Source organism: Caldisericia bacterium (assembly GCA_021158845.1).
Taxonomy (GTDB): Bacteria; Caldisericota; Caldisericia; order B22-G15; family B22-G15; genus B22-G15.
Genome location: JAGGSY010000171.1, coordinates 1 through 15,286 on the forward strand (window position 1 = coordinate 1; position 15,286 = coordinate 15,286).

17 protein-coding genes and 1 tRNA gene are annotated in these 15,286 nt (G+C 35.7%); 8 read left to right on the plus strand and 10 right to left on the minus strand.

All coding sequences use genetic code 11. The features are described from left to right. Positions 1–1,007 (minus strand): phenylalanine--tRNA ligase subunit alpha (pheS, locus tag J7J33_06175; protein ID MCD6168864.1); only part of this gene is annotated, 1,007 nt, incomplete at its 3' end. Between the two features lie 57 nt (positions 1,008–1,064). Between pheS and J7J33_06180 the strand changes: the two genes are divergently transcribed. The 3 genes from J7J33_06180 to J7J33_06190 are packed head-to-tail and all read left to right on the plus strand — an operon-like array spanning position 1,065 to position 3,060. Then, the gene (locus J7J33_06180) at positions 1,065–2,111 is read left to right on the plus strand and encodes a flippase-like domain-containing protein (protein ID MCD6168865.1); all 1,047 of its coding nucleotides are present in this window, start codon (positions 1,065–1,067) and stop codon (positions 2,109–2,111) included. Next, entirely contained in the window at positions 2,108–2,335 is a 228-nt protein-coding gene (locus tag J7J33_06185; protein MCD6168866.1) for a hypothetical protein, read from the plus strand. Before J7J33_06180 ends, J7J33_06185 begins: the two co-directional genes overlap by 4 nt. Further along, a complete protein-coding gene (locus J7J33_06190) occupies positions 2,332–3,060 on the plus strand; it encodes an amino acid ABC transporter substrate-binding protein (protein MCD6168867.1) in 729 nt (242 codons plus the stop codon). The genes J7J33_06185 and J7J33_06190 overlap by 4 nt, the downstream gene beginning before the upstream one ends. On the opposite strand, the gene J7J33_06195 is transcribed toward J7J33_06190, so the two are convergent. The 6 genes from J7J33_06195 to J7J33_06220 form a co-directional block, all read right to left on the minus strand. Then, on the minus strand, positions 3,057–4,145 hold the full coding sequence (locus J7J33_06195) for an aminopeptidase P family protein (GenBank protein MCD6168868.1): 1,089 nt from the start codon (positions 4,143–4,145) through the stop codon (positions 3,057–3,059). The genes J7J33_06190 and J7J33_06195 overlap by 4 nt on opposite strands. 96 nt (positions 4,146–4,241) lie before the next feature. After that, a complete protein-coding gene (locus J7J33_06200) occupies positions 4,242–4,865 on the minus strand; it encodes a ComF family protein (GenBank protein MCD6168869.1) in 624 nt (207 codons plus the stop codon). Next, complete coding sequence (locus J7J33_06205; GenBank protein MCD6168870.1) at positions 4,852–5,853, minus strand: polysaccharide pyruvyl transferase family protein; 1,002 nt, start codon at positions 5,851–5,853, stop codon at positions 4,852–4,854. The genes J7J33_06200 and J7J33_06205 overlap by 14 nt, the downstream gene beginning before the upstream one ends. Further along, positions 5,841–6,572: a WecB/TagA/CpsF family glycosyltransferase gene (locus J7J33_06210; GenBank protein ID MCD6168871.1), complete on the minus strand. Its 732-nt coding sequence runs from the start codon at positions 6,570–6,572 to the stop codon at positions 5,841–5,843. Before J7J33_06210 ends, J7J33_06205 begins: the two co-directional genes overlap by 13 nt. Then, the gene (locus tag J7J33_06215; protein ID MCD6168872.1) at positions 6,559–7,287 is read right to left on the minus strand and encodes a WecB/TagA/CpsF family glycosyltransferase; all 729 of its coding nucleotides are present in this window, start codon (positions 7,285–7,287) and stop codon (positions 6,559–6,561) included. Before J7J33_06215 ends, J7J33_06210 begins: the two co-directional genes overlap by 14 nt. Next, complete coding sequence (locus J7J33_06220) at positions 7,284–7,583, minus strand: DUF59 domain-containing protein (protein MCD6168873.1); 300 nt, start codon at positions 7,581–7,583, stop codon at positions 7,284–7,286. Before J7J33_06220 ends, J7J33_06215 begins: the two co-directional genes overlap by 4 nt. A 123-nt stretch (positions 7,584–7,706) precedes the next feature. Here J7J33_06220 and J7J33_06225 point away from each other — a divergent pair, with 123 nt between their 5' ends. From J7J33_06225 to J7J33_06240, 4 genes are read left to right on the plus strand one after another with little or no spacing between them, the layout of a single operon-like run. Then, complete coding sequence (locus J7J33_06225; GenBank protein MCD6168874.1) at positions 7,707–8,258, plus strand: TetR/AcrR family transcriptional regulator; 552 nt, start codon at positions 7,707–7,709, stop codon at positions 8,256–8,258. Next, positions 8,255–10,312: an MMPL family transporter gene (locus tag J7J33_06230; protein ID MCD6168875.1), complete on the plus strand. Its 2,058-nt coding sequence runs from the start codon at positions 8,255–8,257 to the stop codon at positions 10,310–10,312. The genes J7J33_06225 and J7J33_06230 overlap by 4 nt, the downstream gene beginning before the upstream one ends. Before the next feature lies 1 nt (position 10,313). Continuing rightward, the gene (locus J7J33_06235) at positions 10,314–12,041 is read left to right on the plus strand and encodes a hypothetical protein (GenBank protein MCD6168876.1); all 1,728 of its coding nucleotides are present in this window, start codon (positions 10,314–10,316) and stop codon (positions 12,039–12,041) included. 17 nt (positions 12,042–12,058) lie between these two features. After that, positions 12,059–12,451, plus strand: a complete 393-nt coding sequence (locus J7J33_06240) for a hypothetical protein (GenBank protein MCD6168877.1) — start codon at positions 12,059–12,061, stop codon at positions 12,449–12,451. A gap of 35 nt (positions 12,452–12,486) precedes the next feature. On the opposite strand, the gene J7J33_06245 is transcribed toward J7J33_06240, so the two are convergent. From J7J33_06245 to J7J33_06255, 3 genes are read right to left on the minus strand one after another with little or no spacing between them, the layout of a single operon-like run. Further along, positions 12,487–13,233, minus strand: coding sequence for an amino acid ABC transporter ATP-binding protein (locus tag J7J33_06245; protein MCD6168878.1), 747 nt, complete (start codon positions 13,231–13,233; stop codon positions 12,487–12,489). Further along, positions 13,220–13,882, minus strand: a complete 663-nt coding sequence (locus J7J33_06250) for an amino acid ABC transporter permease (GenBank protein ID MCD6168879.1) — start codon at positions 13,880–13,882, stop codon at positions 13,220–13,222. Before J7J33_06250 ends, J7J33_06245 begins: the two co-directional genes overlap by 14 nt. 13 nt (positions 13,883–13,895) lie before the next feature. Continuing rightward, positions 13,896–14,819, minus strand: coding sequence for a transporter substrate-binding domain-containing protein (locus J7J33_06255; protein ID MCD6168880.1), 924 nt, complete (start codon positions 14,817–14,819; stop codon positions 13,896–13,898). A 371-nt stretch (positions 14,820–15,190) separates the two neighbouring features. Between J7J33_06255 and J7J33_06260 the strand changes: the two genes are divergently transcribed. Next, positions 15,191–15,265 (plus strand) — tRNA-Asn (locus J7J33_06260). Positions 15,266–15,286 lie beyond the last annotated feature (21 nt).

Genomic DNA, 15,286 nt, shown 5'->3' on the forward strand with positions numbered 1-15,286 from the left:
AACTGCTTTAGAAATCTTTTATCATTCTCGAAGAAAAATCTTATATCCTTTATTCCATACTTGAGCATGGCTATCCTTTCAACTCCCATTCCAAAGGCAAATCCCTGCCATTTCTCAGGGTCATATCCAACATTTTTAAGCACCTTTGGATGAACCATTCCTGCACCAAGAATCTCAATCCATCCAGTATATTTACAAACAGGACACCCTTTTCCGCCACAAAAGATACAACTTACAGCCATCTCAATTCCAGGTTCAACAAATGGGAAGTATGAGAGATAAAATTTTGTTCTTGTTTTCTCTCCAAATATCTTTTTTGCAAAAAGATCAAGAATTCCCATTAAATCTGTCATTGAAGTCTTCTCGTCTATCATGAGACCCTCTACCTGATGAAACATTGGGGAGTGTGTAGCATCAAAGGAGTCTCTTCTATAACACTTTCCTGGTGAAATCATTCTTAAAGGAGGCTTAACTTTCTCCATGGTTCTTATCTGAACTGGAGAGGTGTGCGTCCTTAAAAGTAGTCCCCCGGGAAGAAATAGAGTATCCCACATGTCTCTTGCAGGATGATACTTTGGTATGTTTAAGGCTTCAAAATTGTAATAGTCAGATTCTATCTCCGGACCTTCATATATGAAAAAACCCATCTTTAAAAAGATATCCTCTATCTCTTCCAAGGTTTGAGTAATTATATGTTTTTTTCCTACCTCAACAGGATAACCTGGAAGAGTGATGTCAACCTTCTCTTTTTCAAGTTTTTTTTCAAGTTCTTTCTCTCTTAAACTTTTCTCTAAATCTTTTATTCTAACTTCAATCTCCCTTTTGATTCTGTTAACTGAAATTCCATAATCCTTCCTCCTCTCCTTTGGAACCTCTTTTATTTTATCCATGAGTTCCTTTACAATACCCTTCTTTCCAAGGTATTTAACTCTAAGAACATTCAACTCCTGAAGAGTTTTTACTCCCTTTAGCTCATTATTAAATCTTTCAAGAATCTCCTTTTCCATTGAAAACTCTCCTTTTTGGATTTGCATTTATTATAACTGAATTGTATAATTATTTCAATGAACGAGAAAAAGATAGATTTTAAATCAATAGGAAAGAATCTGTTTCTATCTTTCCTTTTTACAATTGTTGCCATATTTATAATAATAGTTATAAGTAAGGGTGGAAATTTCTTAAAGGCAATACTTGGAATAAAACCTCTTTATTTAATTCTGTCCTTTAGTCTGGTTGGTTTAAGCTGGATATTTGAGGCGTTAAAGTTAATCTACTCTGCAAAAATTCTTGACATCAACATAACATACGCAGAGGCCATAAACCTTACCCTTATTGGTAATTTTTTTTCTGGTATAACTCCTTTCCAGACAGGTGGACAACCATTTCAAATGTATCTACTTAGCAAAAACCACAATGTAGAGTATGGGAAGAGTGCCTTCTTCCTTCTCGTAAAGGATCTTATGACCTTTATAGCCAGAATAAGTTTGTTCCTCGCCATTCCTGTGCTTGTTGTGATATTTCGTCTCAAATGGAACCTTCCAAAATCAGTAAATATTGCCCTTGATATAGGTTTAGCATTTTATGTATTCATATCGATACTTTTGTTTCTTACATTTCTTAAGACAAGAGTTTTTGGAAACTTTATTGAGAAAATAGTTGAAAAACTGCTTCCACCAAAATTATCAAAGAAGGTGAACGATGAGATAGAAAAAAATATACACCTATTTGAGGAAGGAAAGAAGAATTTAAGCAAAGGGAAGATTAAGGAATTAGTCATTGTTTTCTTCTATAGTCTCCTCTGTTGGCTTACATCTCTCCTCCTTCCAGTGGTGCTTTTAAGGGCTTTGGGTTCAGAATCACCGGCACTGGAGATAATATTTGTTGCTATTGTATTTTTTCTATCTGTGGCATTTACTCCAACACCAGGTACATCTGGAGCTGCTGAACTGGGTATTGCTGTGTTTTTCTCTGCTTTTCTTCCAAGACAACCCCTTGTTGCATTCATTCTCCTATGGAGATTCTTCTACTACTACCTTGGAATAATAATAGGTGGATTGATAGTGTTTAAAGAATTCGTCTTTAAAAAGAAAAAAGAGAGAAAAGAGAAATGATTACCATAAAGTGTGTAAGATGTGGGAAGAAACTATTCAAGTATATAAAAGTGGGAGAGGGAAGAGTGTTAAGATTATACAAGAATCGTATAGTAAAGGATTTTTCAAAAAGAGAGGGAGATATTGTGAAGTGTGAATGTGGAAATATAATAGGGAGAGATGAGGGAAGGTGGATTAAAATGAGGCAGAGTAGTTTTACATATACAGGGAAGATAATAAAATGATGAAGAAAGTAGTACTCCTGTTATTTTTATTAGTTTTCTTACTCTCCTCTTGCCAGAAAAAAGAAACAGAAAAAATTATTGTTGGAACTCCAGATGATTTTCCTCCATTCATCTATGAGGAGAATGGTGAGCTTGTTGGTTTTGATGTGGAGCTTATGAAGATTATATTTAAAAATCTTTCGTTGGAACCTGAATACAAAATTATACCCTTTGATGAATCCCTTAACTATCTTAAGGAAGGAAGGGTAAGAATTCTTCTTGGTGGATACCCATTGCAATTCACTTATCCTAAAGATGTTTCCCTTACACTACCATACTTTGACATCTCTCTATACATAATTTCAAAAAAAGAGAGGCCAATTTGTTCAGTGGAGGAGTTGGAAGATAAAAAGGTAATCCTCTCACTATACACATTTTCTGAAGATATATTAAGAAGGGTTAAGAATGTGGAAAAGATTCCATTTGAAGATTTAGCTAAGTCGCTTTCAATGATTGAAGAGGGTAAAGCTGACGCACTGATAATAGAAAAACCACTGATGGACATATACGGAGTGGATAAAGAAAAATTCAATACCACGAAGATATATGAACAGGGTTATACAATTGTACTAAAAAGCACTGATACAGAGTTAAGGGAAAAACTCAATGTTGAAATAGGAAAAATACTAAACTCAAAGGAATACAAAAATCTACTTATAAAATGGTTCAGTTTAAATGGCAGTTAGAGTATCCATGGAGTATCAATCTTTGTTACATTTATTTTTTCATTGCCTATTATTACAGTATCCTCTTTTTTAACTACGCCTTCAGGCAACATCAACGGAGAATGAACAAAGGCAAGAACCATGCCTTTCTTTGGTTCCATTGAACGCTGAGCCACAACTATAGTGGTTATAGGATCCTCTTCTATAAGAAGTCCCACACCATGAGTGTAGCCTGCTATATAGTAATCAAGTAAATTCAAGTCTTTGTAAACACTCTCAATTTTTGCCTCTACCTCCCTGAATTTCACTCCTATCTTCGTCTCTTTCATAGCAATTTCGTATGCTGCATTCATTGCTTCAATGGCATCCTTTACCCTGCCTTCAGGTTTACCCAAAAAGAAGCTCCTTGTAATGTTTGCATAATAATTATTGTAATCTGCTCCAATTACAACAGAAACAAACTTTCCTTTCTCTATATATACATCCCTGAAAGGCTCAGCATGAATTCTTGGTGTTGCTGAGACATAAACCTGAGGATGTTCACTTCCATTTCTCATAAGCTCAGCAGTTATTTCACCTATCACCTCAAGCTCGCTCTTCCCCTCTTTAATCACATCAAGAGCTTTCTTTATACCCTTAACGGCAATTTCACCAGCAACTTTTATATTCTCAATCTCCCATTCCTCTTTAAGCATCCTTAAACTCATAGTCAATGGTCTTACATCAACTATATTTATCTTTGGATTCAAAGCTTTAAAGAGTTCAAAAAATAGTAAATAGGAATCCTTCTCAATGGAGTATTCAAAACCAACATTCTTGTATCCGTTCTTTCTTATCCATGAGGTAACAAGAGCCATAAGTTGTCCCGTCTTTTGATACTCAAGTACATTCTTTATCCATGACTTCTTCATAAAAAGTTCCTTCTCATTTTTAACCACAATAACCACTGGATCTCCCTGCGCAGGAATAAGAAGGGAAGGTCTAAGCCACTTAACTCCTGTAAAATATATAAATGTGGACAGTGTTCTTATCACAGAGGCATCTATACCTTTCTCCCTCATAAGTTCCTGAAATTTTTTCACTCTCTCCTTGAAAATATTACCCATATGAACCTCCTAAATCTTTTGTTTAAATTATAACATATTATTCACCTATTTTTAACCGCATATCTTTCAACTAAAAATATGATATATAACAACTTTTCAGGAAAAAAGGCTTGTTTTGGAAATTACAAGAGATAGAGAGCTTCCACCATGATTTAAAACCTCCCTCTCGCATTCTCTCATTGTGGCACCACTTGTATAGACATCATCAACTATAAGTATCCTTTTATCTTTAATTATTTTTTCTGCCCCCATTTTCAACTTGAACGCACCTAAGGGATTTCTCATTCTTTCCTGAGGAGAAATGGTAACTTGACTTCTAATTCTCTTTACCTTCTCAATGATTGGTAGATACCTTACATCAAGTTTTCTTGCAATGCCTTTACCCATTAAAAGGAGATGCTCTGGTATATATGAGAATAAAAATCCCATGGAAGGCACAGGCACAACAATATCAATTCTTTCGTGCTCAATTAGTTTTAGGGACTCATCTATAAGATATGGAATTGGAGAAACCTTTCCTCTTTTAATCTCGTTTATAAGTTTTTCGCCTTTTAATCTGTAAGTGGTAATAAAGTAAAGGGGGTTTCCCATAAGTGTCCTGGCTCTACCTTTTACAAAAAGACTTTTCTTACAGTCATTGCATATGGCACCTTCCCCTTCCTTTCCACATACAACACACTCATTAATAAACAGAAAAGGAAGAATCTTAGATATGTCCATCTGAGAGAAACCTCAGAAGGAGGGAGAAAGACTTTCTCTCTCTTTCCATAAATTCCTTCCTTCTTTCACTAATAATTTTCCTCCTCCCCTCTCTCTCCTCAAACACCCTATTAAATTTATCTAACCACACATCAATAGCTTCGTTGGTTTCTATAAAATCTTCAAAACCGACCTCTTTAGAAAGAACTCTTACCTTTAAATCGTATGGAATGGGAAGAAATGGTATCTCGTTCATTATAGAGAAGAGTATCGAGTGATACCTTGCTCCTATTAAAAATTGAGCTTCAGAAAATTTCTCAAGGACAGAGATTGGATCTTTCATGTGAAAATATGGAAGATTTAAAGTTTTTGCTATCTTTATTTCTTCCTCTGAAAAAACAACAAATTCAAAATCATAAGGGACCTTCTCTTTGAGAATAGTTATAAATTTAGTAAATTTCTCAAGATTAAGCTCCCTAAAGTATCTCAAGGAGATAAGGATTTTCTTCTTCCCTTCCCTTCTTTTAAAATTCAACCTAAAGGCTGAATCAAAACCAAGAAACTTATTTTTTAACTCTGGAAAGAAATCAAAGGAGAATCTATCTCTAAAGATTATAAGATCTACCTTCTTGAGAGTAGAAAAGAGAAGTCTTCTGGAAATTTTTCTTATCAATGGCCCAACACCTACATTAAAGATTACAACCTTCTTCCTCAACCTCTTCATAAAATCTATGAGAAAAAGGTAGTATAAAAGACTTCTAAAACTTGTTTTATCCTGAAATAATCCTCCACCACCGAGTATAAATGTAGAGAATTCATTTCTTATCCTTAACATATCCTTTATGGAAGTTCTATTTATACCTTTTACACCAAAGATTGATTTTCCTTTATTGGTTAAAACTATCGGCTCAAAACCATTCTCTTTTAAAAAGGAGATTTCAGATAAAAGGATTGCATCATCCCCAAGATTTCCAAATCCGAAGTATCCCCCTAAAGCTACCTTTTCCATCGCTCTGAGACAAGTCTAAACAAAAATTTAAATATCTTCAATACCCTTTTAATTCTTCTTGGCTCAAGTATGGTTCTGTATAGCCATTCAAGTCCAAGTTCCTGAATAAATTTTGGTGCTCTTTTCTTCTCTCCAGCCCATATGTCAAGACTTCCACCTATACCAATGCAAACAGGAATATCCTTAAATTCTTCTCTCCATTTATAAATCCACAATTCCTGTTTTTCGGAACCCATACCTACTAAAAGAACATCTGGCCTCTCCCTCTTTATCTCTTCAACAATCTTAACCTCCTCATCTTCATCAAAGTATCCATTAAAGGTGGATAGAATCCTTAAATTGGGAATCTCTTTAATTAAATTCTTTTTGGCTTTATCAGCAACTCCCTCTTTTCCCCCAACAAGAACCACACCAAAACCTTTCTTTGCACATACCTTTAAAAGATCGTATGTGAGATCAATACCAGGTACTCTCTCTGGAAGTCTGTCTCCAAGTATCCTTGATGCATAAATTATTCCTATTCCGTCTGGAACAACGAGGTCTGCCTTTCTTATCACATCCAAAAATTCTTTCTTTTCAATAGCTTTTGTTCCATTCTCAGAGTTAATTGTAACTACAAGATGAAACTTTCTGGATTCGATAAAGGAAAGGAGTCTATCCAGCGCCTCTTTTCTCGTTATCTTATCCACCGGTATTCCAAGAATATCAACCCTTTCCAAGACTCACCCTCTCCTTTAAAACAAGATATGCAAATTTAAACAAAAGGAGTATTCTTGGAAATCTCTTTCTTGGCTGAAGTATAAATCTAAACAACCACTCAAGACCCATTCTTCGGATAAGCTTAGGTGCCCTTTTAACCTTACCTGCAAAGACATCGAAACTTCCACCCACCCCCATTGACACCTTTGCCTTTAACTTATCAAAATTATCATATATGAAGTACTCCTGTTTTGGACTGCCCATGGCAACAAAGAGAAAATCCACCTCTTTTTCTCCTATCTCATTTACTATACTGCTGGGTTTGTCAAAGTATCCATTGTGATAACCTGATATTTTGAGGTTAGGGTATCTCTTTCTTATCTTTTCTATCATCTCTTTCAATGTTTCTTCTCTTGCTCCAAGAAAGTAAACTTTTAGAGATTTTTCATTACAGTAATCAAGAAGTGATTCAAACATATCCACACCTGTTATCCTCTCAGGGATTTTTATACCAAGAATCCTCCCTGCCCATATCACTCCATAGCCATCTGGTAAAAGTAGATCAGAAAAAGTAAGAATTCTTTTTAGTTTCTCATCTTTAAGACTTCTCACTATCTTCTCTGGATTTATGGGAGTTATCATATGATAACTCCCATCAGTTAAAAATTTTTTAATCCTTTCCCTTGCCTCATTGAAGGAAAGGGGTTCTACAGGTACTCCGAGAATATCCTTCATTCCATTCCTAACTTCTTCTTAGCCTCTTCACTCATCTTATCAGGTGTCCATGGTGGATCATAGGTCAACTCAACCTCCACCTCCTTGACACCCTCAAGTTTTAGAAGTCTTAGCTTAACCATATCCACAATCAATGGTCCCACAGGACAACCTACTGCAGTCAATGTCATTAAAATTTTTACCTTCCCATCATCAATCTTTACATCGTATACTAAACCAAGATTAACGATATCCACTGGAATCTCAGGATCATACACCTCTTTTAATGCTTCAAGTATCTCTTCCTTTGTAACCATTCTTTCCTCCTATAAGTTATTAACACCTTAAATTATAAAAGATTTGGACATTTTTTAAAATACTTGACAAAAATAAATATTTTTTTATAATATGACTGACTGGTCAGTCAATGAGGATGAACTATGGGAAAAAGAGAGAAAATCTTAAAAGTATCACTTAAACTCTTTATGGAAAAAGGTTTTAACCAAACGAGCATTGAGGAGATAACGAAACTTGCAGGAATCTCAAAGGGAAGTTTTTACACATACTTTAAATCAAAAGAGGGGCTACTGGAAAACATCATAGAGTCTTTAATCGAAAATGTTGAAAAGGAATTCTTTAAGATTGTATCCATCAAGAAAAAGAATCCAGTAGATTACATTGAAAGTTTCCTGAAACTGAATCTTTCTCTGTCAGAAAACTTTTCTTCAAGCATCTTTACGATAATAAGGGATGTGAGTTTTGCTCCCACAAAAGTAAGAGAGGAGATGAGAGAGAATCTACAAAAAAAAGTTAATGAAAAGCTTAAGCAGTTTATTCTCCTTCTCAAGGACGAGGCTAATGAGACAGATATTTTATTCCTACAGGGGATACTGTTGTCTCTATGGGTAGCAGTTATATTTGGAAACAAAATTCCTCCTTTGAAGGAGTTAAGTGAGAGAATCTGGTATGGCTTAGGAGGTGAGAAAGAATGAAAAGATTTGCCGAGATAGTTGTTAAATCAAAGTGGATTATATTCATAATTTTTCTCTTGCTTATAGGTTTATCCCTATACTTTATTCCAAAAAGGCAGCTCTCCTTTGATATATATGACCTACTTCCAGAGGAAGTTGAATCTGTTAAAGGATCAAAAATTCTTGAAGAAGAGATTTCCCATGGTGCAGATTTAACAATTATATATGAGACAGATAACCTGACAAAAGTGGAAAAACTCATAGAAAAACTAAAGATCCTTCCCTATGTTGACTCTGTAATGTGGCTCGATAACTTTCAGGATGTATCTCTTCCAAAAGAATTCTGGGGAGAGGATTCAAAAGATTGGTATAAAGATGGGGTTTTTAAGATTCAGGTTACTCTTAAACATTCACAATCGTATGGAGATCAAATAAAGGATATAAAATCTATCCTCCCAGAAGAGGCTTCAATTACAGGAGATAGTGTTATCTCGAATGAGCTGGGGGATCGCTTCAAAGGTAAAACTGAAGAGTACTTTATTATAGGTATAATACTTGTCAGCATATTTTTGTTCCTCACGTTTCCACGGTTCTGGGGACCTATCTTTATAGTTTTATCCATGGTATCCGCTGTTGTTATAAATATGGGAATTACAGCTTTCTCTGGTAAACCTATCTATTATATTACCGAAACAATAGTAGCAATACTTCAACTTGCAGTGACACTTGACTATTCCTTGTTTCTATACCATAGATATGTTGAGGAAAGGATCAAGAACAGTAAGGAAACTGCCATGGTAGAGACTTTAACAACTACTATAAAACCCATACTTCTGAGTGGACTTACAACAATGGCAGGATTCTTTGCCTTGACATTTGGAAAATTCGAGTTATTCCCCCAGATGGGATGGCTTCTTGTGAGAGGAGTTGTCATATCAATAATAGTGTCCTTCCTATTTCTACCCTCTTTATTTCTCATCTTTGATAAGTTGGTTATAGGTGGTAAAAAACATGGTGTTATTCCTTTAACAGCAGGAAATCTTGGAAAATTTATAGGGAAACTCTCTCCCGTATTTATAATAATATTCATTATAGTATTATCCCTCTCATACTTTGGTTCAACTAAAGTAAACCTTGTATTTGATAGAAAACACTTCCTTCCAGAAAATCTTCCATCAATTAGAACAATGAACAAAGTCAACGATATCTTTGGTGAAAAAGATACACTATTTATAATTTCGAAGAAGGAAAATGAGGGATTTATTGACGCTCTTTACAAGGTAAAGGATCTTAAAGGTGTAAAGAATGTATTGCACTACAGCACAATGGTAGATCCAACAATACCTGAAGAGTTCATACCAGAAGATTTAATAAGTAGATTTAGTTCAGAAAATTACACATATGCCATTGTTTACAGCGAATACTCTCCTGAAGACGAAGAGGAAAAGGCTTTAAGAAAGGAAATTACAAACATTGTCCATAACACTGTAAAGGGTGAGGTTTATGTAACTGGATTATCTGCACTTATAAACGATATGAAGGAAATCGCCATGAAGGACCTCGAGAGAACAGAGAAAATATCAATCTATCTTATCCTCATTATAATAGCTCTTGGTTTTCTCTCACTTTTTGTGCCACCTGTCCTTGCATTAATAATTAAAGTGGCAATCTGGTCAAATATTGTTTATTATGCGATAATAGGTATGAGTCCACCTTTCTTCATTCCAATACTTTTGAATACCATACAACTGGGAGCCACAATTGACTATGCAGTTTTGCTTACATCAAGATATCAGGAGGAGAGAAGAAATGGTTTAAAGCCTTTAGCAGCTATAACCGAAGCAGTCCATTGGAGTTCTCACTCCATTTTAACAAGTGCAGGAACAATGATACTTATGACCCTACCTACAGCAATGTTAAGTGATATAAAGGCTTTGAGTCTCAGCATGGGAAGTCTGGCAAGGGGTGCAGTATTAAGTGTATGTGTGGTTCTTATCTTCTTACCAGCTCTTCTTGCTGGTTTAGATAAATTGTTCAAATACACAACATTTAGATGGTCAAAGAAGGAGGTGTAGTATGAAGAAATTAATTATAATCATAGCAATGACAATTTTCACATTTGTACCTCTATTCTCTACATTCTCACAGACAAAGGTAAAGGACAGTGAAACAATCTATATCTTATCAGATCCATATGGAAACTTTGAAGAAAAAATCCTTGTGGACTGGATAAGAGTTAAAGGAAAGGGTAAATTTGAGGTAAAAGACCCTATTAAGAATCTTCGTGATGTAAGAAAGGTTTATGGGAAAGGGAATGTTGAGGTAAAAGATGATTTTGTTCTTCTAAAGGGAGAGAGTAAAGACATAAGTGATGTATATTACAGGGGAAATTATGTGGGTAAGATACCCTTTAGTATAAATATAAAGTATTTTTTGAATGGAGAAGAGACACCTGTAGAGAAGGTGAAGGGACAGAGCGGAAACTTAAGAATAGATATTTCTGCTAAAACAGACCTTAAAGCCCACGATGAAACTGTGCCACTACTTGCCATGGTTACAACATCTCTTGATACAGAAAAAGTGAAGAATGTAAAAATAAGTGGCGATGCTAAACCCATGATTATGGGGAGAAAATACCAGGTGAATCTTACACTTATACTTGATCCAGAGGATAGCGGATTCATAGAGTTTGAAAGTGAAAGTATTTCACTTCCAGAGATTATAATCACTGTCATACCATCCTATTTTTCTGTGGATATTCCTGAACCAGAGGTTTTTGATGAGTTGGAAGGTGGTATCGATAAACTTCTCTCTCTCGTAAAGGCTCAAAAAATGATAATAGATGAAACAAGAACTAATCTTGAGAGTGGACTCAACAAGATGGACTTTTCACAGTTTAATGAACTGATAAAGGGAATAGATATGATAGCTGAAGGGATAAAATCTGAAGGAGATGTACTTCTTATGCTTTCTGAAAAAATTGATGAACAGGAGTTATCCAAATTAAAGAATCTACCAGAAGGAATTGACAGTATAATTGTCGGACTTAAAAGTGAGAAAGAGGGGATAGATATGATTGTTTCACTGATGGATGCCTATACCAACATAACAAAGAACATTCTTGAGCTAAACAACGCATCACAAAAGTTAGCTGAAAATACTCAAAGTCCTACAACCTTATCTCTTTTAGAATCTCTTAAGAAGCAAGAAGCTCTGATAAAGATTCTTCTTGAGGGTGGTATTACACCAGATGGGGTAAAGATCCCTTCCTTTGAGGAAACAAAGGAGAACATGGAGAAACTCTCTAAAGGGATGGATGAGGTTATAGGCTCACTGAATCTAATCAAACAGGGTTTGTATGGTGTAAACGCTCTTGTGGATGGAAACATTGAGATGAAGAAAACACTAATCACCCTTTCAGAAGGTGGAGAGATAAATGGGGTATATACACCAGGTTTAAAAGGTTTCTCTTTGAATTTAAAAAAGATGGGCGAAGGACTTAAGAAAGGTATAAGCTCTTTATCCACCGATATAAAAAAGAGATTTATGGATTTAGCCAATGTCCTTAAGGTAATTTCTAATTCAGGAAAAATTATGGGAAAGGATGTTCCTGGACTCTCTGTAACAATATCGGGTATGGATAAGATGAAAAGTGGAGTAGAAGAAGGGAAAAAGGAGTTTAACAAGAAGAAAGAGGAGATGGAGAGAAAGAAGGAACTTGTAAAGAAGGTTGAGTCATTCATCGGAAAGCCCGAAGATGCTGAAGGAAATGTAGAATTTATTATTAAAATAAGGTATAATTAACTTGAGGAGGTGTAAAAATGGTGGAAAAATTAAAGGAGGATCTAACAAACAACTTAGAGAAAGCTCTATCAACTAAAGAATTGAAGGAGGATGAGGTTAAAAAAACAGTGGCTGCTGTTGTGGAAAAGTTTAAAGATGAGATAAAACCAGAAAACATTGAAGAGATCACAGATTATCTTCTTCAGGAAACAAAAAGAATTACCACCAAACTCGGATACGATGCAGGAAAAGTCTCTTCCGTAGTGGTAGAAGGATTTAAAGAGGGTCTGGAGATAGCGGGAAAGGGTAAAGAACTTGTAAAAGAATTCGTCAAAGTAAGTGCACGCTCAGCAAAAAAGGCAGGGCTTGAAATGATGAAACTCCCTTTAACTTTCTTCTCAAGCTTCATTGAGGGTTTAAAAGAAAAATAACAAAGGGGAAATTTTCCCCTTTGTTATTAAAAATCTCAAATATTTAGTATTTTTGACAGGAATCTTTTTGCTCTCTCTGTTTTTGGATTTTTAAAAAACTCAACAGGTTTATTTTCCTCTACAATCTCTCCTTTATCCATAAATATTATTCTATCTCCAACTTCTCTTGCGAAGCCCATCTCATGAGTTACAACTATCATGGTCATACCCTCCTCGGCAAGTTCTTTCATTACATCAAGGACCTCTTTTATAAGCTCTATATCAATAGCTGAAGTGGGTTCATCAAAAAGCATTACATCTGGTTGCATAGCCAGTGCTCTTGCTATTGCCACTCTCTGCTGCTCTCCACCAGAAAGTTGATGTGGAAAGTGATCTTTTCTTTCTTCAAGACCAACTTTTTTAAGAAAATGCAATGCAACCTCTCTTGCTTCTTCATCCTTCATCTTCTTAACGACCTTCAACGCAAGTATTATGTTCTGAATAGCGGTTAGGTGGGGAAAGAGATTAAACCTCTGAAATACCATTCCTATCTTTTCCCTCAACTTGTTTAGATTGGTTGTTTCATCTATCCTTCTTCCCTCAAACCATATTTCCCCTTCTGTTGGTTTCTCCAGTCTATTTATACATCTTATAAGGGTAGATTTACCTGCACCAGAAGGACCAACTATCACCAAAACTTCCTTTTCTTTAAGATCAAAATTTATGTTTTTAAGAACCTCAAGATCCCCAAACCTCTTGTATAGATTCCTTACCTTTATAAGGGAACCATCAGTGAGCTTCACTTCTTCTCAACCTCCTTTCCATTCTCTGTGCGAGTTGTGTAAGAGGAATAGTCATCACAAGATATATTAAGCCAACACCTATAAGTGGACTCCACACATTTGCAAGTGTACCCATAAGTTGTCTTCCTCTTCTTAAAAGTTCTGCCACTGCTATGGTGGAAACAAGGGATGAATCCTTAAGCATGGCAACAAACTCATTTGTTAGAGGTGGAACCACCCTTTTTATAGCTTGAGGAAGAATAACATATCTCATTGCCTGTGCATAAGTCATGCCCAGAGACCTCGCTGCCTCCATCTGTCCTTTCTCTATAGATTCGATTCCTGCCCTGAATATCTCAGCACAGTATGCACCAGAATTTATTGATAAAGCCACTATACCGGCTGTTATTGCATCAAGTTTTATACCGATTGCGGGAAGACCATAATAGGTTATCATTATCTGAAGCAAAAGCGGTGTACCCCTTATTACCTCCACATAGATACTTCCAATACCTTTTAAGAGGATATTCCTGCTTATCTTAAGGAGTGCAGCACCAAGTCCAATGAGAAGCCCAATTCCAACAGATACAAGACTTAAGATAATAGTAACCTTCGCTCCCTTAAGAAGGTAAGGGAGCGAAGAGAGAAAGAGATCGAACTTGAAATCCATGACTTAACCTCAACTATTGAGGTGGTTCAACGCCAAACCATTTTACATATAGTTCTCTATACTTTCCACTCTCTTTTATTTTTTTAAGAGCTTTGTTTATCTCTTCAATAAGATCATTATCACCAAGCCTTGCAGGTATACCATAGTGTTCAACAGTTAGGAGCTTCCCGACAAGCTTAATGTCTGGTCTTGTGCTTGCATAGTAAGCAGACACTGGAAGATCATTTATAACAGCATCAATTCTGCCTATTTCAAGGTCCTGGAAGGCCTGCTGAATATCGTCATACCTTCTTATTTCCTTTATTCCCTTAATCTTTTGAGCAGCAAAATCTCCAGTGGTATTAATCTGAACTCCAACTACCTTGCCAACAAGATCATCCTCATTCTTTATCTCATTGTTGTCTTTTCTTACAGCAATAATCTGACCTGAATCGTAGTATGGATCTGAAAATAACATCTCTTTGCTTCTTTCCTCTGTTATGGTGACTGCAGAAATGATAATATCAAACTTCTCAGCTTTTAATGCAGCAAATATTCCATCCCATGCTGTATCTATTATCTTTGGTTCAGATAAACCCATCTCCTTACTTATCTCCTTAATAAGATCTATGTCAAAGCCAGTTGGATTACCATCTTGCATGAATTCAAAGGGAGCGTATGCCACCTCTGAGCCAACAAGGAGGTAACCTCTTTTTCTGGCTTTGGCAAGGGTGGTATGTTTAAGCCCAATATTTTTTGTATTTTCTCCAGATTTGATATTTACATTTACTTCAAATGGGTAGAAATCTTTTACTGAAACTGAAAGTTTGTAGCTTCCTTCTTCAAGGTTTTTAAACACATATTTACCACTCTCATCGGTGGTAGCTGTCTGGCCATCAAGAGAAACCGTAATACCCTGTAGAGGATTACCATCCTCATCCTTTACCACGCCTGCCAAAGTAGTTGCCTTCTTCTCACATCCGAAGGCGAATGTGAGAGCGAGGCTCAGGAGCAAAATAAATAAAACACTCCTCCTCATTGTGTTACCTCCTTGGATTATAGATTTGCTGTAATATTATACACAAATTTTGTATATTGTCAAGAGTTTAAGAATTAAAATACATCCACGTTGTATATAAATTTATTAATTTAAAGTCTGAACTCTACGCAATGTATTTTTATGCAACCCTTTTAACCTGACTTCAATTATCATTTTATTTCACCACCGCCATTTCTTTTCTCCAAAATAAAGAAGTTTCCATACACTTAATCTGTTGATCCAACCTTTTCTCTTGACATAAAAGATAATTTGTCTATAATTTTAAATAGTCCCCGGTAGCTCAACGGTAGAGCGGGTGGCTGTTAACCACTAGGCTGCAGGTTCGAATCCTGCCCGGGGAGCCATCTCTTAATTCTATTTAAATT